General features: G+C 50.0%; 14 protein-coding genes. 4 read left to right on the forward strand and 10 right to left on the reverse strand.

Translation table 11 applies throughout. The features are described 5' to 3' along the window. Nucleotides 1-7: 7 nt before the first annotated feature. Nucleotides 8-847: an MBL fold metallo-hydrolase gene (locus tag ACLBLI_RS13060; RefSeq protein ID WP_414828031.1), complete on the forward strand. Its 840-nt coding sequence runs from the start codon at nt 8-10 to the stop codon at nt 845-847. Nucleotides 848-876: 29 nt separating this feature from the next. Then, nucleotides 877-1,794, forward strand: a complete 918-nt coding sequence (locus tag ACLBLI_RS13065) for a phospholipase A (RefSeq protein WP_414828032.1) — start codon at nt 877-879, stop codon at nt 1,792-1,794. A gap of 12 nt (nt 1,795-1,806) precedes the next feature. Here ACLBLI_RS13065 and ACLBLI_RS13070 read toward each other — a convergent pair whose 3' ends face one another. The 6 genes from ACLBLI_RS13070 to guaB all read right to left on the reverse strand — a co-directional run bounded on the left by ACLBLI_RS13070 (nt 1,807) and on the right by guaB (nt 10,356). Beyond that, on the reverse strand, nt 1,807-2,703 hold the full coding sequence (locus ACLBLI_RS13070) for a histone deacetylase (protein ID WP_414828033.1): 897 nt from the start codon (nt 2,701-2,703) through the stop codon (nt 1,807-1,809). Nucleotides 2,704-2,773: 70 nt separating this feature from the next. Then, the gene (locus ACLBLI_RS13075; RefSeq protein ID WP_414828034.1) at nt 2,774-4,363 is read right to left on the reverse strand and encodes a methyl-accepting chemotaxis protein; all 1,590 of its coding nucleotides are present in this window, start codon (nt 4,361-4,363) and stop codon (nt 2,774-2,776) included. A gap of 304 nt (nt 4,364-4,667) precedes the next feature. Beyond that, nucleotides 4,668-5,687, reverse strand: a complete 1,020-nt coding sequence (locus ACLBLI_RS13080; protein WP_414828035.1) for a zinc-binding alcohol dehydrogenase family protein — start codon at nt 5,685-5,687, stop codon at nt 4,668-4,670. A gap of 273 nt (nt 5,688-5,960) precedes the next feature. Beyond that, nucleotides 5,961-6,893, reverse strand: coding sequence for a hypothetical protein (locus ACLBLI_RS13085; protein ID WP_414828036.1), 933 nt, complete (start codon nt 6,891-6,893; stop codon nt 5,961-5,963). A gap of 344 nt (nt 6,894-7,237) precedes the next feature. Further along, complete coding sequence (guaA, locus tag ACLBLI_RS13090; RefSeq protein WP_414828037.1) at nt 7,238-8,815, reverse strand: glutamine-hydrolyzing GMP synthase; 1,578 nt, start codon at nt 8,813-8,815, stop codon at nt 7,238-7,240. Between the two features lie 71 nt (nt 8,816-8,886). After that, nucleotides 8,887-10,356 (reverse strand): IMP dehydrogenase, encoded by a 1,470-nt coding sequence (gene guaB / locus ACLBLI_RS13095; protein ID WP_414828038.1) that lies wholly within the window; start codon nt 10,354-10,356, stop codon nt 8,887-8,889. Between the two features lie 101 nt (nt 10,357-10,457). Between guaB and xseA the strand changes: the two genes are divergently transcribed. After that, nucleotides 10,458-11,843, forward strand: a complete 1,386-nt coding sequence (xseA, locus tag ACLBLI_RS13100) for an exodeoxyribonuclease VII large subunit (RefSeq protein WP_414828039.1) — start codon at nt 10,458-10,460, stop codon at nt 11,841-11,843. Between the two features lie 191 nt (nt 11,844-12,034). Then, nucleotides 12,035-13,177, forward strand: a complete 1,143-nt coding sequence (locus ACLBLI_RS13105; RefSeq protein ID WP_414828040.1) for a hypothetical protein — start codon at nt 12,035-12,037, stop codon at nt 13,175-13,177. Nucleotides 13,178-13,435: 258 nt separating this feature from the next. Here ACLBLI_RS13105 and der read toward each other — a convergent pair whose 3' ends face one another. From der to hisS, 4 genes are all read right to left on the reverse strand, one after another. Continuing rightward, on the reverse strand, nt 13,436-14,878 hold the full coding sequence (der, locus tag ACLBLI_RS13110) for a ribosome biogenesis GTPase Der (protein ID WP_414828041.1): 1,443 nt from the start codon (nt 14,876-14,878) through the stop codon (nt 13,436-13,438). 115 nt (nt 14,879-14,993) lie between these two features. Next, entirely contained in the window at nt 14,994-16,202 is a 1,209-nt protein-coding gene (gene bamB / locus ACLBLI_RS13115) for an outer membrane protein assembly factor BamB (RefSeq protein WP_414830964.1), read from the reverse strand. Between the two features lie 70 nt (nt 16,203-16,272). Next, complete coding sequence (locus tag ACLBLI_RS13120) at nt 16,273-16,893, reverse strand: YfgM family protein (RefSeq protein WP_414828042.1); 621 nt, start codon at nt 16,891-16,893, stop codon at nt 16,273-16,275. Between the two features lie 48 nt (nt 16,894-16,941). Beyond that, a complete protein-coding gene (gene hisS / locus ACLBLI_RS13125) occupies nt 16,942-18,219 on the reverse strand; it encodes a histidine--tRNA ligase (protein WP_414828043.1) in 1,278 nt (425 codons plus the stop codon). Nucleotides 18,220-18,282: the final 63 nt, after the last annotated feature.

The raw sequence follows: 18,282 nt of genomic DNA on the forward strand, positions 1-18,282 counted from the left end.
AGGAGACATGCAGGTAACGTTTTACGGTGTGAGAGGGTCTATCCCCACACCGGGTGCAGAGTTCGTCCGTTACGGTGGCAACACCGCCTGTGTTCATGTCAGCCTGTCAGACGGTACCGACATCATTCTGGATGCCGGTACCGGAATACGGTTGCTGGGCAACGAGCTGGTTAAGAAAGACAGCCCTATCCACTTATTGCTAACCCACAATCACTGGGATCATATTCAGGGCTTCCCTTTTTTCGCGCCGATATATCAAAAAGACCGCCCCATTATTATTTATCCGGGACAAACGGCGCTCCCTGAACACGATCAGATTTTACAGCAAATGCAGGGCTCTGTTTTTCCGGTTCCAGCCAAAGCATTAACCTCGGATATCTCTTTACACATCATTCCCGATGGCCAGGATAGCTGGCAGATTGGTAACGCTACCATCCGCCGACTCCCAATGAACCACCCCGGTAAAGGTAGTGCCTATTGCATTAACGATGGCAACACTAAAATCGCTTATATTACAGACAATGAGCTTTACCCGCCTTATAAGAAAGAAACCGATTTCTTAACCTTTGCCGATTTTGCCAGAGACGCTGACGTCATCATTCACGATGCGCAGTACATGGTGGCGGACATGCCCGCCAAATCGGGATGGGGACACAGCGTTGCAGAAGAAGCGGTGAAGCTGGCAATGGCTTGCAATGCCAAATGCTTGGCACTATACAGCCACGATCCAGAACGCACCGACGATGATATCGACGCGGTAGTGGAACATTGCAATCAATTCATTCAGGTTGCAGAATCATCACTCACTCTGATCGCGGCAGCCGAAGGACAAACGCTGCAACTTTAATTATTTACGCTTTATCATGGAGTATTCCAGTGAGCCATTTTCTTCGATGGTGCGCCTGCACCGTTTTGTTTTGCCTTCCTTTGAGTGCTTTTGCACAGGAAGCCACTCCTGCTGTAAATCAGCAGGCCGAACAACAAAAAGCGCCAGGCATTCTCAGCTCACGTTTTGAAGCCGATCGAGAATCATTAAATAATCTGTTTTCGATTACACAACATCGCCAGAACTATGTTCTTCCCATCAGTTATGTGACAAATCCTAACTCTCTGGGGAATAGTGAACTCACGCCAGAATCCGTAGACAACCGGGAAGCAAAATTCCAACTTAGTGTGAAACTTCCCCTTTATCTGCGGGAACAGGCGGATGGGCTGTACTTCGGGTTTACGCTGACATCCTTTTGGCAGTTGTATAACAGTGAAGTGTCTAAACCCTTTCGCGAGACCAACTACGAGCCCGAAGTTTTTTGGCAACAGGAAGCCGATATCACGTTTTTAGGCTACGATTTTAACGCGCTACAGGTCGGCTTTAACCACATGTCTAACGGCCAGAGTGGCATACGCTCACGAAGCTGGAACCGTCTTTTCGCCTCCGTATTGTTCAGTGACGATGATGATCTTTACTACCTGAAAACCTGGTACCGAATACCGGAAGACGAAAAAGTGGACCCAACCGACCCAACGGGCGACGACAACCCAGACATTCTGGATTATTACGGGCGACTGGAATTTGGTTATGGTACAAAAATCGGCAATTTCAAACTACTTGCGCTGATGCGAAATAATTTAAATCTCGGACATAACCGCGGCAGTATCCAGCTAAATCTTACCTATCCGCTTTCTGACCGTTACGAGATACTCCTCCAGTATTTTAATGGATACGGCGACTCACTTATCGATTACAACCGTTCACAGGAGCGGATTGGGCTGGGCTTTCAGCTGATGTTCTTATAAAAGGCTGCTTCCCTAGGCAATTACGCCTGCCGCACGATATAACTGTAAGTGAACATCCACCAGCGCGGGGATATCGCGCTGGTAACCGCCCCCAATCACGCAGGCTGTGGGCACGCCCGCCTGACGGCATAACGACAGTACCATGTTATCTCTTTGCAATATGCCTGACGTGGTGATCTGCAAATGCCCAAGATCGTCATTCACGTGAATATCCACACCCGCATCGTAAATAACCGCATCAGGCCGGTATCGCCAAGCCAGCGTCAGCGCCGCATCCAACGCCTCAAGATAATCGGCATCACCGGTACCTTTCTCCAGAGGGATATCAATATCGGAGTGCTGTTTGCGGTGGGGAAAATTCTTTTCACCATGTAAAGACAGAGTAATAATGCGGTCATCCCCCCTGGCCAGCCACGCGGTTCCATCGCCCTGGTGTACATCACAGTCGATAATGAGCACCCTGTCGATATCAGGCTCTGACAGCATGCTACTGGCCGCAAGATAGAGATCGTTAAACAGGCAAAAGCCAGAACCAAAGGTATCGAAGGCGTGGTGATATCCGCCGGTAAGGTTCAGCGCCAACCCATGCTTTACCGCCAGCTTAGCGGTCAGGCTGGTTCCGCCCACTGCTGTCAGGCTTCTGTCGATAAGTTGTTGCGACCAGGGAAAACCAATCCGGCGCATCGCTTTCTTATCCAGCGTGCCTTCGAGTAAGGGCATTATATAGTCAGAGTCGTACACCGACGTCAGCAACTGTTTGTCGATTGGCTGAGGCTGATGAAACCAGTTATCGGGTGCGCCACGCGCGCTAAGCGCATCGCGGATCCCCTGATACTTTTCGATGGGAAACCGGTGCCGGACAGGCAGATTCAGTTGACTGTAAATAGGGTGGAAAACCAGTGGTATCATGACACCTGCTGCATTAAGTAAAAAAAACGGCCTGTTATGTCAGACCGTTATGAATACTCTCAATGCCTTGTTAACGGGTCAAGCTGTGCACCACTTTTTCGACATTCTTTGCCATGTTGCGCATGGAAACAGAAATATCATCGCGCTGCGACAAAGCGTGATATCGCTCAGAAGACGCCACAACATTGCGGATAATCGCCTGTACATCGCCAAGTACCGTTTCCTGCTCATCCGCAGCGCGGTTCAGGGCTACTACTACGCTGGCTGTTTCCTGAATATCTTTTACCACCTGATTCAGCGTAGCAAGTGCAGTCTGCGCTTCTGCTGCGTTGGTTTCTGACAGGCGCTTGCCTTCATCCATCGCGCTCACTGCGCCGCGTGCTTCCTGTTCAAAGCTGCTGAGGATATTATTAATTTCTTTTGTCGACTGTTGTGTTTTTGCTGCCAATGCACGAACTTCGTCAGCAACCACCGCAAAGCCTCTGCCATGTTCTCCCGCTCTGGCTGCTTCAATTGCCGCGTTTAGCGCCAGCAAGTTGGTCTGGTCAGCAATTTCGTTTATCACATTCACTACTTTTAGAATATTCGCGCTTCGGCTCTGCAGCGCGTTGACAATCTCACTTGAGCTTGAGACCGTTTTCTCCAGCTGCTTAAAACCCTGGTTGGCTTTTTCAAAGGTGACGTAGCAACTGTCGACGTTCTTTTCCGAATTATTGGTAGCAACGGCCACCTGGTCAGTTATCGCCACCAGACTTTGTACAATTTCCCGAAGTTTGTCGGTACTGGTATCAAGGGCCTGAGATGCTTCTCGTTGGTCATCTGCTCCACCCTGTATTGACTGGCTTACTTCGCCCAGCGTAGTTACCGCGGTGCCCATCTCCTGTTCGGCCTCGCGCAACTGATACACCGAGTTTTGCAATTTTGTTTGTAACGAGCGCGCAGAGTCGGCCAACACACCTAGTTCATGATGACTCTGATACGTGATTGGCGTTTCATACCGGCTTTTTGACAAATCAGAAATTGCTGAGGCTATTTGCTTGATAGGTGCAATAACCTGAGAACGCAAGCGGTAGATAACATATACCACCGAGAGTACCGATAGAGCGACCGCTGCCAGCAAAATCATCCACAGTGTACTTCGTGTATCATCTCGCAATGCGTCGAACGAGCCCGTAGCCTGGCCAGCAATTTCACTGGCAATGTCACTTAAGAGCTCAGCAGGTTCGCGGTCAATTCCCCTTACAACACTGTCGCCGACTTTAGGATCGAATCCGGCGTCAATAAAAGCCTGATAACCTTCGCGGTATTTTTCAGCCATGACTGCATGGGCTTTCAAAAACGCGCGGATGTCCTGTTTGGCTTTTTCGCTGACATTTTCATCTGCAAGCAGCGCATTTACGGCCCGGGTGATGTCTGCCTCACGCTCCTGAAATCGCGTCCAGTACTTCTGGCGATCATTCTCGTTATGTCCACGCAGTAATACATTTTTCCATTCCTGTACCTGTGTTTTGAACGTACTAAGCACGTCGTTAACATCCCGTTCTGCCTGCACCAGCGTATTTTCAAGTTCATCAAAGTGGTTCAGCAGCGAAAAGGCTTTAGAAATGGAAGCAGTATTAAGCAGTACAAGAAGAAACAAACTGGCCAAGACCGGCGTCATAACGAGTTTGCTGATGCTGGTATAATTCACGGAAAATAACCTTTGCAGACGGCAGATTGAGTAACGTTTGTATTAAATGATATTTTTGTGACAACGCCGTGACATCCTGCGTATAAAGCCATATACGCCGTTATTTTTCTCTATACCTTCGTTCGAGTCATAAAAAAAGCGCCAACGGCGCTCTTTTTCTATGCATTTCCAATTTGCAGATAACCAGTAAGCAAGTTATTAATACTGTTCGCCTCTGGCCTGCACTCGTTTGAGCTCTGGTAACAATAAGCCCCTTCGCACAGGCATACTCAGATTAATCGTGAAGCCCCGCCAAGACCAATTTACCTATTGCCTTCCCGGATTCGAGAATACGATGGGCTTCATACAGCGTTTCGGGTGAAAGCTGTCCCAGGCGCTGCTGAAGCGTCGTTCTGATAATGCCGTTATCTGCAAGCTCGGCAGCCTGATTTAGGATGTCATGTTGAGTTTGGATATCGTCAGTATTGAAAAGCGGGCGCGTGTACATGAACTCCCAGTGCAGTGACAAACTCTTTTTCTTCATCAGGCTGATATCCAGCACGCCGGGATCATCAATAAGGGCAAAACGTCCCTGAGGTCTCAATACATTCACGCATGCTTCAAAATGTTTATCACTGTGACTCAGACTGGCGACATAGTCCACCGGGCCGAGATTTGCGTTCTCTATTTCCTCATCAATCGGCTTTGAATGATCGACGACATGATGCGCGCCCATGTCTTTTACCCACCGCTGGGTCTCAGGACGTGATGCAGTAGCAATAATCTTCACAGACGTTAGCTGACGCGCCAGTTGAATAAGAATCGAGCCTACTCCACCAGCACCGGCAACAACCAACAATGTTTTTGGCGGAGCGTTTTTGTCCTGCGCGACTTCCAGCCGGGAGAACAAGAGCTCCCACGCCGTAATGGTGGTTAATGGCAGTGCCGCTGCCTCTGCATCGGACAGTTTTTTTGGTGCATGACCCACTATTCGTTCATCTACCAGTTGATATTCCGCATTGCTTCCCTGACGCGAAATATCTCCGGCGTAAAACACTCTGTCACCGGGCTTAAATAGCGAGACTTCGCTACCGGTGGCCTCGACGATACCCACTGCGTCCCAACCTAAAACCTTGAATTCATCAGCCTCGGGACTGGCGGACTTTCTAACTTTCGTATCAACTGGATTCACCGATACCGCATTCACTTTCACCAGCAAATCGCGGCCGGCCGGCGCCGGTTTGGCAATATTAAAAGATTGAAATGAACCTTGACGAAGCTCAGGAGACGCCTGCTTATAGCCTACTGCGAGCATACAAAACTCCTTAGATTACCCGTATTAACAGTTTGAGATAGAACTAATGATGATTGTTATACACGCTGAGACAGTAAAATGATCGGCTCTTGAGACAAATCACTTGGTGATGCGTCAAATAGTATAGGGTCTGTAGCAGGGTTGTTTGCGCCACTACACCGCAGTCATCGCTTGTCTCAAACGCGAAAATCCGATGGCGAATCTAAAACACGCAATTGAAAAAGGCAGCGATGACGCTGCCTTTTAACGCTAAGTTCTGGCAAGGAAGAAACCCTATTTCCTGCGATGGCGAATTACCAGTCCCGCAAGAGCCATCGTAAAAATAGCCAATGTAGTGGGAGAGGAAACTTCAACGTTATCATCAGGTTGGTCTGGCGCAGCCCCAGCCGGCAAAATAACCTGATAATGAATCGCACTTAACGCATCGTTACCGCCTGTATAAGTGATATTTAGCGAGTTCAGTCCAACTGTCAGATAGGAGGTTATGTCAATCTCAAACAGATCCCACAAAGCACCGTTTGTAACAGTAGAGCCTGGCGTCGCAGGTACCGTAAGACCATCGAAGTCAATGTTGACCACTGACCCGTTGATACTAAACAGCCCATCAACAAAACTCTGCCCATCTGAAATGCCGAGTAACAAACTGGCCGCTCCCGATGCGTAATTAATTCCTGACAACGTGGTGTCCCAACCCAACGGGTCATATATGTTGTCAAAGTTTGCATCGTTTCCTTCAAACGACACCACATCGGTATTGTTACTGTCATCGCCATCATCGTAATAAACCACAAGGGAGGCACCATTGGTATTGTTAGGACTTAGTCCCGACAGATTATAGGTACCATCACCTGAGATTAGACTTGTAACATCAGCTCTGTAAGCCTGACTATTATCCTGCGACCAAAAATTGTCATCAGAAAAACCGATACTGTTACCAACAATGCTGGTGCCATTAAACAATGCGCTGGCATTGAACGTCGGGTCGGTTGAATTAGTGGGACCATGCCAATAAAGATACGCTTGCGATATCGTTCCTGACGTACCTGATAACGTTATATCTCCACTTCCATTTCCGCGTAACCCGCCAACTCCGGCGTAAGCAATATCCGTATCGAAAAACGTGCCTGCGCTGGAGATAAGACTCGCCTGAGCCTGTAACGAACTAACTGTAAAAATGAAAAGCGGTAATGCCTTTTTAATTTTCATATTAATTCCTCAATGCATATTTGATGGTGACATAACCGCAAAACATGCCAAAACAAAAAATGCATATGCAGTGCCAAAAAATAACACCTTGAATAATCAAAAAATTAAAAAGCCATGTAAAATAAATGTAAAATTTATTGACACTAAAAGGCGAATAATCAGGGGAAATGAGGGCCTTAAGAAGTGTTCTCCAGACCCTATAGGGTGAGCGTTAACGAGTTAAATGTAGCTACAATAACCTGTCACTATATAAATACTCTCCAGTTAATGAGCGTAACAACTGGCTAGTGCTAGACCACCAACAGAGGCGTCGTAGATCACCGCCAGCTTTATCCTGTCTTCACTTATTCCCACTCAATCGTCGCGGGTGGCTTACCGGAGATATCGTAAACCACACGGGAGATTCCATTGACCTCGTTGATAATGCGGTTGGATACCTTACCTAAGAAATCGTAGGGTAAATGCGCCCAGTGTGCAGTCATGAAATCAATGGTTTCCACAGCACGCAGGGACACCACCCAGTCGTATTTACGGGCATCGCCCATCACACCGACCGAGCGTACGGGCAAGAATACGGTAAACGCCTGACTGACTTTATGATACAGGTCTGCGGCATGTAGCTCTTCAATAAAGATAGCATCGGCACGACGTAGCAAGTCGCAGTACTCTTTCTTGATTTCGCCCAATACGCGAACGCCCAGACCCGGACCCGGGAACGGATGGCGGTATAGCATGTCGTAAGGCAAACCCAGTTCCAGACCAATCTTGCGCACTTCATCTTTAAACAGTTCGCGCAGCGGCTCAACCAGACCTAAATTCATTTCTTCCGGCAGACCGCCAACATTGTGGTGCGATTTAATAACGTGCGCTTTGCCGGTGGCAGAGCCTGCTGACTCGATGACATCCGGATAAATGGTGCCCTGTGCCAGCCATTTGGCGTTGGTCAGCTTTCCGGCCTCTTCGTCAAACACGTGCACAAATTCATTACCGATAGCTTTGCGTTTTAACTCTGGATCTTCGATGCCAGCCAGTCTCGCCAGGAAACGGTCTTCAGCGTCAATTTTGATAATGTTCAGACCAAAATGATCACCAAACATCTCCATCACCTGCTCGCCCTCATGTAAACGAAGCAAGCCGTTGTCCACAAACACGCAGGTAAGGTTTTTACCAATAGCTCGGTGCAGCAACATGGCAGTAACGGAAGAGTCAACGCCGCCGGATAATCCCAGCACCACTTCCTCATCGCCCACCTGCTCTTTAATGCGGGCAACCGCATCTTCAATAATGGCGCCTGGCGTCCACAGCTTTTCACAACCACACACATCCATTACGAAATGGGTTAGCATGCGCAGCCCCTGACGGGTGTGCGTGACTTCCGGGTGGAACTGCACGCCATAAAACTGCTTTTCTTCGTTATACATTGCGGCGTGCGGGCACGATGCGGTTTGCGCGATGGTCTCAAAGCCTTCAGGAATGGCTGACACTTTATCACCATGGCTCATCCACACATCCAGCAAGGCATTACCGTTTTCGCCAATGGCATCTTCGATGTGGGTAAGAAATGGGCTGGGTTTGATCACTTCAACCTGGGCGTAACCAAACTCGCGCTTATCAGAACCCAAAACGCCACCGCCCAGCTGGTGGGCCATGGTTTGCATGCCATAACATACCCCTAACACTGGCACACCGGCCTCAAAAACATATTCTGGCGCGCGGGGTGACCCTTCTTCCGGTACCGACTCAGGCCCACCAGACAAAATAATCCCCTGCGGATTGAATTCGCGAATTTGTGCTTCAGTGACATCCCATGCCCACAGCTCACAGTACACGCCAATTTCACGCACCCGACGTGCAATTAACTGCGTGTATTGAGAACCAAAGTCCAGAATAAGAATACGTTGTTCATGAATATTTGTGGTCATGGCGTTACCTGTAAATAAATAAACAAAAGAGGCTGGTGAAAACCAGCCTGCTAAAGGTAAGGGGTGAGCGTTTAGCCCAGTCGGTAGTTAGGTGCTTCTTTGGTGATGCTCACATCGTGAACATGAGATTCACCCATACCTGCCGACGTCACACGCACAAACTGTGCTTTGGTATTCAGCTCTTCAATAGTCGCGCAACCGGTCAGGCCCATGGCCGAACGCAGTCCGCCCATTTGCTGGTGAATGATGGTCGCAATCGGGCCTTTATAGGCAACGCGGCCTTCAATACCTTCCGGCACCAGCTTTTCGGCGTTGTTAGACTCCTGGAAGTAGCGATCTGATGAACCGTGGTTTTGATTCATCGCCCCTAACGAGCCCATACCTCGGTACGACTTGTAGTAACGTCCCTGATACAGCTCGACTTCACCGGGTGCTTCTTCGGTTCCGGCCAGCATGCTACCAACCATCACGCAGGCCGCGCCTGCTGCCAGTGCTTTTGCGATATCACCCGAGAAGCGGATACCGCCATCTGCGATAACCGGAATGCCTGTGCCTTCCAGTGCGTCCACCGCATCGGCTACTGCTGAAATTTGTGGAACGCCGCAGCCGGTAACAATACGCGTGGTACAAATTGACCCAGGACCAATGCCCACTTTCACTGCATCAACACCTGCATCTGCCAGCGCTTTGGCACCTGCAGCGGTGGCAACGTTACCAGCAATGATTTGCAATACCGGATAGTTTTTGCGAACCGTTTTCACACGTTCGATAACCCCTTCAGAGTGACCGTGCGAGGTATCAATCAGCAGCACATCCACACCCGCCTCGACCAGCAGCGCGATACGCTCATCGGTACCCGGGCCTACGCCAACAGCCGCACCAACACGCAAGCGACCCAGCGAGTCTTTACATGCGTTAGGTTTGTTTTCAGCTTTCTGGAAGTCTTTTACCGTGATCAGGCCAGACAGCTTAAAGGCGTCGTCAACAACCAGAATTTTCTCAATGCGGTGTTCGTGCATCAGCTCAAGCACTTCTTCAGAGCTTGCGCCTTCTTTAACCGTAACCAAATCGTCCTTTTTGGTCATCACGCGATCGATAGTCAGTTCAAGACGTTTCTCAAACCGCAGATCACGGCCAGTCACGATACCAATCAGGTTATTGTCTTTGTCAGTGACCGGGAAGCCTGAATAGCCAAGCTTTTTACTCAGGCTAAGCACTTCACCAATCGTTGCATCCTTGCTCACGGTAACCGGATCAGACACTACGCCACTTTCGTACTTTTTCACTTCCAGTACGTGGGCTGCCTGATCTTCCGGACGCATATTCTTGTGAATGAATCCAATACCGCCTTCCTGCGCGAGTGCAATTGCCAAGCGGGCTTCAGATACCGTATCCATCGCAGCGGATACCATCGGAATATTCAGCGTCACTTCGCGCGTCAGGCGCGTTTTCAGGCTGGCAGTATGGGGGAGAACGGATGAGTGGCCAGGAACCAGCAACACATCATCAAAAGTAAGGGCTTCTTGGACGATTCGGAGCATGCAACAACACCTGTTGAGTTGAGGGTTAATTGCGGCGCAATTGTAGTGTTTTTTATAATTCAGGTAAACTCTATTTCCATGGATCACGAGCTTTTTTTCGAATGATAACGACAAACCCCGGCACAACAAGACAAATTCTGACTGTTTCTAAACTCAATCGCCTGTCCCGAACCATTCTGGAGAGCGAGATTGGACTGGTATGGTTATCCGCCGAAGTCTCTAATTTTGTGGCTGCGGCATCAGGCCACTGGTACTTCACGTTAAAAGATAATAAAGCGCAGGTGCGCGCTGCTATGTTCAAGGGAGCTAACCGACGCGTCCAGCAGCGGCCAAAAGAAGGCGATAAAATTCTGGTTCGCGCCTCGGTGGGTTTATACGAGCCCCGCGGCGACTACCAACTGGTTGTTGAGCACATGGAAAGCGACGGTGAAGGCAGGTTAAAGCAGGCATTCGACGCCCTGAAAATGAAATTGCACAGTGAAGGGTTGTTCGACCCTGCCCGCAAGCGCCCGTTACCAGAAAATATCAATACGATTGGTGTCATCACCTCTGCCAGTGGCGCGGCGCTTCATGATGTTTTATCGGTACTTAAACGACGTAGTCCGGCAACGCGTGTGATTGTGTACCCTTCCATGGTGCAGGGAGAAACCGCGCCACAGCAGTTGATCAATGCCATTCACACGGCTAATCGCCGTCACGAAGTGGACGTCATCCTGCTTACCCGTGGAGGTGGGTCGCTTGAGGATCTATGGTGCTTTAACGACGAGATGCTGGCCCGCACCGTCGCCGAGTCGCAGCTTCCTATTGTTAGTGCTGTGGGTCACGAAGTGGACGTGACCATTGCCGATTTCGTTGCCGATATGCGCGCCCCTACCCCATCAGCAGCTGCTGAGCAGTTAAGTCAGGATGTGTCCGGACTCACACAACACATTGTGCAAACGCGTCAGCGATTAATGCGCGCCTGGCAAAGGCACCGGGACACTGCACGTCACCGCTGGCAACAACAACATCAGCGGTTAACTGCGCAACACCCGGCAACACGTATCGGTCATCAGGCGCAGACGCTGGATCGTATACAGATAGCGCTTACTCAGGCAATGCAGAGAAAACTGACGCAGTTACGACAGCGAACACAACATACTGTTGCCAGACTGACGCAGCAAAATCCGCAGCGCAAACTGGCGGTGCTTAACGAACGCTTAGACGATCTCTCACTGCGAAACCAGCGTGCAATGGCTCAGCAGGTAAAACAAGCCCGTCACCAGCTTGCCCATCAGGTACAGCTGCTCAATTCCGTCAGTCCACTCTCAACTCTGGCCAGAGGCTACAGTATCTCATTAAAAGATGAGCGGGCGGTTACCGATATTGCCGCAGTATCCAAAGGCGACGAAATGCGTACCCGCGTTGCTAACGGCGACATTATCAGTATTGTCGAGCGCACCGAGCCTGCGAGATCCGCCGCGGATGCCAGCGATAAGCAGAGCTAGCATGTCAGTCTTTATCTCTGCCTTACTGACGACTCCTTTGGCCCGTTACGGCCTGCTGACGATTCACAAAGTCGGCTTATTGCGGATCCTCTTCAGATGAAAAATAATTCATCCGGGCAGATTGTTAGTCCTGTTGATTTAGTTCACACTAGCGAACCGGTAATCAATGTGTCTTCGAGCGGGCAGCAGCAGTGAAAGCGTTTTTGGTGATAGCAGGGACTGTAGCGCTGACAGGGTGTCAGTTAAGTTCGCCTACATTTGTTGGCGACGAGCTTGTTGTTGTTGATCAGCCAACCGGGCACAAAGTAAAAGCGCCTATCGCATTTTTCTCAACCTACCCCAGTGAGAACGCGTCTGAAGCCTGCCGCGCTGCCAACGAACAAAAGCAGTCATGTGTGGATGATCCCATCTCACCACAGCAATTTTTAGATATCCTGTCTGAGCAGGACTGGTTTACCGCGGTACTCCCCTCTTCTTCCGGCAGTGATTACGAACTACTTATCTCGAATCAGTCTGCAACCGTCACGAATGGCTCCGCGTGGCAAAATACGATAAACACATTATCGATGGGAACCGTGGCCCTGCCCACTCACGTGCGCAATTTTACTGAAGTGACGGTTCAGTGGCGGGGGGTAGAAATTGATACGAGATTGCTTGATGTTACGGTCTCTTCGCTGACAGACCAGAACATCCAGGACGTTGCCAGAACGGCACTTACCCGGTGGTGGCAGGATGTCAGCAACAATGGTGTATTTAGTGCCCGCTATCTGTATAGCGCGCTGGATGCCAGTGACTACTTCGCCAATATGCAGCTACCCGCGCAAATCGGTGACTTTGTCAAAGAAGATACGCAGCTTTACCACGATCCTTTTAAAGGGGTAATCAGCCGTTACCTGCATCCCCAATACGATAATGCGCTTCTTGATATCAGCGTATATCCGATTCTGTCACCGCTGAATCAGTCAGACGACGCACTGCTTAACTCTGAGCTTCAGCAAGATTTAGCGCAGGCAAAAGAGGTCGCCATGGCGCGCGATATGACATTAGATGATGACGGGGGAATACGTGCATTTTCCGTAAAAGGAACTACGCAAAATGCCGATGGCAAAGTCATGGCATTAACCGCCTCGTCAGACTATGCTGAGAGTCTTTTCGCCAGTACCTATGTGTTCCGCCAGCAGGATAAAATTGTGAAAATCACCACGACCTTTCCCCGTCATGTGTCCGATTCGCTGGTGCAACAGGCAATGCCGTTAATTATTGTCCCGGAACAATCAAAATTAATGGCAGCAATTCGTGGAATGCAGGCTACACAGCAAACGTCTGTGCAGTAACCTTTGTCAGGGAAGGTGCGAGTCAAACTATGGTCTCTCAGGCTCGCAGCCAAGTGTCTAAATTAAGACCGTCTTCTACAGGCCTGGCGGGTTAAATCAAAAACGACCATCGACGAGCAGGTTCTTGACTGTAAGCACCACAGGGCAAGTCCTGAAGCTCGCAGATAAGAAAAACGGGCACTCACTGCCCGTTTTTCTTCAATCCATTCCCTACACAACGCCCCACAGCGGCCGGTTACACCATGCTACGTCGCGTTATTATTTCTTCTTGTGATAATCCATCATCCGGCGACGTTTACGCTGCTGCGCCAGTGTCAGCTGATTTTTCTTGCCTTCAAACGGGTTGGCCCCTTCGCGGAACTCAATCCGGATTGGCGTACCCATCACATCCAGGGCTTTGCGGAAGTAGTTCATCAGGTAGCGCTTATAAGATGCAGATAAGTCATTTACCTGATTGCCATGGATCACAATCACTGGCGGATTATATCCTCCGGCATGGGCATACTTCATTTTAACGCGACGTCCACGTACCAGCGGCGGTTGATGATCTTGTTGTGCCATTTCCATGATTTGCGTCAGCATTGACGTGTTAATTCGCTTGGTAGCACTGTTGTATGCTTCCTGCACCGACTCAAACAAATTCCCTACGCCAGAGCCATGCAGCGCTGATATGAAATGCAGTCTGGCAAAATCAATAAACCCTAAACGACGGTCGAGCTCGCGCTTAAGCTCATCTTTGATATCGGTATTCAGGCCGTCCCATTTATTTACGGCTAATACCAGTGAACGCCCTGAGTTCAGAATAAAACCAAGCAAGCTGAGATCCTGATCGGAAATGCCTTCCCGCGCGTCAACAACAAGTAACACTACGTTGGCCTCTTCGATAGCCTGAAGTGTTTTGACAATAGAGAACTTCTCCACAGCCTCTGTGATCTTACGCCGTTTACGCACACCTGCAGTATCAATCAGGATATACTCACGTTCGTCACGTGACATCGGAATATACACACTGTCGCGGGTGGTGCCAGGCATGTCGTAAACCACGACACGCTCTTCGCCCAAAATGCGATTGGTCAGCGTCGACTTACCCACATTTGGCTTACCCACAATGGCAAGTTTAATCGGCAGGCTTTGCAACCTTTCACGTTGCGACTCTGCGTCTTCTTCCTGCTCTTCAGCTTTCGGCTGTACCTGCATTTCAGGAAAGGCTTCAGACAGGGGAGACAGCGCCTGGGTCATTAGCTGGCTCACACCGCGACCATGCGCTGCGGCTATCTGATGAATATTTCCCAGACCCAGCGAATAGAACTCTGCGCTTTCACTGTCTCCATCGATGCCATCCACTTTGTTGGCAACAAGAAATACTTGTTTGTCCAGTCGGCGCAAATGGTCTGCGATCCCCTGATCGGCAGGCAACATGCCGGCGCGCGCATCAACCAGAAACAGCACGACGTCAGCTTCTTCAATCGCCAGCAATGACTGCTGCGCCATGTGCGCATCAATCCCCTCTTCGTCCCCTGTAATACCGCCGGTATCCACCACGATGAACTGGCGTTGCTCAAAGGTCGCCTGACCATATTTTCTGTCCCGGGTTAAACCAGGGAAATCGGCCACCAGCGCATCACGGGTATTGGTAAGTCGATTAAATAAGGTGGACTTGCCCACATTGGGACGGCCAACCAGAGCCACTACGGGTAACATTGAGAAATCCTAATACAAAAATGAACAAACTGGCCGCGTACTTCTACGCGGCCAGTCCGAATTGAATGAAATTATACCTGTTTCGCGCTGCTACGTCAGCAGCGCAGTCTGCAGGTTATTGTGGGGTCTTTATGGAAGCAACAACACCATCGCGGGTAACAGTGATAAGACGTTCACCCACTTTTAACGGCGCAGTGAAAATGGCTTCATCTTCATCATCATCGCCCACTTCAAGGCGCGCAACAATTTTACCACTCTCGGCATTAATCCAATGCAAATAGCCCCAGTTATCTCCAACAACAACATGCTCACCTACCGGCTCTGCTGACGTCAGAGAACGTCCTTTCAGCGCACTTTGTGACCAGAGTTCGACGCCATTACGACGATCCAGTGCATATACATTCGAGTTATTATCTACCACAAAAAGCTCGTTGCCCTGCAAGGTTACGTTTCGGTACGCGCCGTACTCACGTTTCCAGATTATACGTCCGCTGCGCAGTTCTACCGCTGCCAGCGTACCGTTGTACGAAATCGTGTAGACAATACCACCGTACATCAACGGCGTAGTATCAATATCAACGATGCGCTCGAGCTCTGTAGCACCCGAAGGCGTCGCAATCTGCGTCTCCCAAGCCAGTACACCTGACTCAAGAATGTTCACCTGCAGCTTGCCGGTTGACGTCCCGATCAATGCCCCACCATTTGCCGCGACAGGAGCTGAAATACCACGAAGCGTTAGCGGAGGCGTGTCGCTTTCATGACGCCACAATTCTTCACCGGTTTGTGCATTAAAACCAAACAACACACCCGCGCCGGTATTTACCACCAGTATACCTTCTTCAAGCGCCGGCGGTGCCAGTACTTCACCAGGAATTGAGGCATTCCAAAGCGGCTCACCCGTCTCGGCATTCAACGCCAAAACTAATCCATCTTCGGTGCCAACGAACATTTTGTTGTCACCCACGGCAATACCACCAATCTTGGCAGACTCGCCGCTGCTCCAGATTTTGCTTACGCCGGAGAAGAAGCCGGTGTCACGAAAAATGGCTAGGTCTCTTTTCCAAATGGTATCGCCGCTCTCCAGTTCCAGAGCACGGATATCACCATGGCGATCAGCAACGAACAGCTTGTCGTACGCATACACCGGACGCAGACGCGAGAAGTAGTAATCGACCCCATCACCGATGTCGGTATCCCACTCCACTTTCGGAGAGAACTGCGCCTCAATGGGCTTTAAAATTCGTATTTCCAGCTCTTCGTCGTCAGCAAACCAGTTAGAAATAGTGGTACAGCCAGACAAGGTAAACGACATGACAGCTGCCATGCCGATAGCGCGTGTAAGTCGACCTTTACGGTCACACGATTTCAGAGACAATTCGATTACTCCGTTATTCTTATGAACCCGCTGCAACAGCCAGATTGTCCAGCTTCATTTGCAGCAGAGGGTTATTCGCATTTTCTTCCAGTGCAGAAGTGTAAGCCATCCGTGCGTCGTCCATTTTATTCTGGCGGACGTACACGTCACCTTTTACTTCGGCGATCTGCGCAGTGAATGCGTCGTCGTTAATATCATTCAATGTCGACAGCGCCGCATCCAGTTGGTTCATTTCTAATTGCACACGAGCAAGACGAATACCTGCGATGGCTTTCATCTGCGGATCATCTGCATTGGTGATAACCATATTCAGGTGTGATGCCGCGGCATCCAAATCACCGTCGTCTACTGACTGACGTGCCGCCAGCAGTGAGGCGATACCAGCATATCCGCTGTCAGAATTCGCTTTGATAAACGCGTCAAGTTCTGCATTAGCGCCTTCCTGCCCAAGCTTTTCAACCGTTGCCTGATACTGTGTAGAAGCCGCTTCCTGTGCTTCAAGCTGACTGTCGGTATACCAACGCCAGCCCCACAGACCGCCAAGTCCAAGTACCGCACCCACAATGATGGCCGTGCCGTGCTCTTTCCAAAATCGTTTAATCGCTTCTACCTGTTGTTCTTCTGTCGCGAATTGTTCCATCTTTTCCTCTCGATATTCCTGACCAGCGTGTCGCCGGTGAAAGACGTATTAATGTAAAAGTGTGGCCAGTACGCTGCCAATATCCTGCAGCGCAACCGTTTGTTGTTCATTGCCGTCACGCAGTGGCTTGGCTACGACGGTATGCTGCTGGGCTTCCTCGCTGCCAAGAATCAGTGCCAGCTTCGCGCCGGTTTTATCCGCACGCTTCAACTGCTTCTTGAGGTTGCCACCACCACAATGCATCATCACACGAATATCGGGATAGTTATCACGTAGTGTCTCAGATACCTGCACAGCGTATGCCTGCGCGTCTTCACCCAATGCAGTTACATACACATCCGCAGAGGATTCATCCTGTGCGTCGGCGTGCAACGTGGTAAGCAGTAATACCAGACGCTCCATGCCCATGGCAAAACCGACTGCCGGCGTGGCTTTACCACCGAGTTGTTCAACCAGACCATCATAGCGGCCGCCGGCACATACCGTACCCTGTGCGCCAAGGCTGTCTGTCACCCATTCAAACACGGTGCGATTATAGTAGTCCAGCCCACGCACAAGGCGGGGGTTTACCTCAAAGGCAATGCCGGCTTCAGTGAGCTGCGAGCATAATGTCTCAAAGTGCGTTCTGGATTCGTCATCCAGATAATCCATTAGCGAGGGAGCATCAGCAATGGCTTCCTGAACCTGCGGATTCTTGCTGTCCAGTACTCGTAACGGGTTAGTGTCCAGACGACGTAAGGAATCTTCATCCAGCTTATCGGCACGGGCTTTCAGGTATTCCACCAGGGCCTCGCGGTAATCCTGACGTGCTTCATTAGAACCCAGCGTATTGATTTGCAGCGTAACATTGTCGCTGATACCAAACGCTTTCCATAAGCGCGCACTTAGCAAAATGACTTCCAGATCGATATCCGGACCGCCTAAACCGTAGGCTTCCACCCCAAACTGGTGAAACTGGCGGTAACGGCCTTTCTGCGGGCGCTCGTGGCGGAACATCGGCCCTAAATACCACAGCCGTTGCTGCTGATTGTAAAGCAGCCCGTGCTCGTTACCTGCACGAACACAACTGGCCGTGCCTTCCGGACGCAACGTCAGACTGTCGCCATTGCGATCCTCGAACGTGTACATTTCTTTCTCAACAATGTCGGTGACTTCACCGATAGACCGTTTAAAAAGATCCGTGCTCTCCACAATAGGTGTGCGAATTTCCTGATAGCCATAACTGGCTACAACCTGTCTTAATACAGATTCCACTTGTTGCCATGTGCCGGAAATTTCCGGCAGGCAGTCATTCATTCCACGAATCGCCTGGATAGTTTTAGCCACGTAAAAATCTCATACCGCGTATAAATAAAAGCCCCGCATTATAGGGGCATTAATAACAAACAA

Origin of the sequence: Alteromonas sp. H39, assembly GCF_047556435.1 — a bacterium.
Lineage (GTDB): Bacteria > Pseudomonadota > Gammaproteobacteria > Enterobacterales > Alteromonadaceae > Alteromonas.

Coding starts and splice junctions, on each gene's coding strand:
- der (WP_414828041.1), bottom strand. CDS start 14,878: ATGTTACCCGTAGTGGCTCTGGTTGGCCGTCCCAATGTGGGCAAGTCC.
- ACLBLI_RS13080 (WP_414828035.1), bottom strand. CDS start 5,687: ATGCTCGCAGTAGGCTATAAGCAGGCGTCTCCTGAGCTTCGTCAAGGT.
- ACLBLI_RS13060 (WP_414828031.1), top strand. CDS start 8: ATGCAGGTAACGTTTTACGGTGTGAGAGGGTCTATCCCCACACCGGGT.
- guaB (WP_414828038.1), bottom strand. CDS start 10,356: ATGCTCCGAATCGTCCAAGAAGCCCTTACTTTTGATGATGTGTTGCTG.
- ACLBLI_RS13085 (WP_414828036.1), bottom strand. CDS start 6,893: ATGAAAATTAAAAAGGCATTACCGCTTTTCATTTTTACAGTTAGTTCG.
- bamB (WP_414830964.1), bottom strand. CDS start 16,202: ATGGCAGCTGTCATGTCGTTTACCTTGTCTGGCTGTACCACTATTTCT.
- guaA (WP_414828037.1), bottom strand. CDS start 8,815: ATGACCACAAATATTCATGAACAACGTATTCTTATTCTGGACTTTGGT.
- ACLBLI_RS13075 (WP_414828034.1), bottom strand. CDS start 4,363: ATGACGCCGGTCTTGGCCAGTTTGTTTCTTCTTGTACTGCTTAATACT.
- ACLBLI_RS13120 (WP_414828042.1), bottom strand. CDS start 16,893: ATGGAACAATTCGCGACAGAAGAACAACAGGTAGAAGCGATTAAACGA.
- xseA (WP_414828039.1), top strand. CDS start 10,458: ATGATAACGACAAACCCCGGCACAACAAGACAAATTCTGACTGTTTCT.
- ACLBLI_RS13070 (WP_414828033.1), bottom strand. CDS start 2,703: ATGATACCACTGGTTTTCCACCCTATTTACAGTCAACTGAATCTGCCT.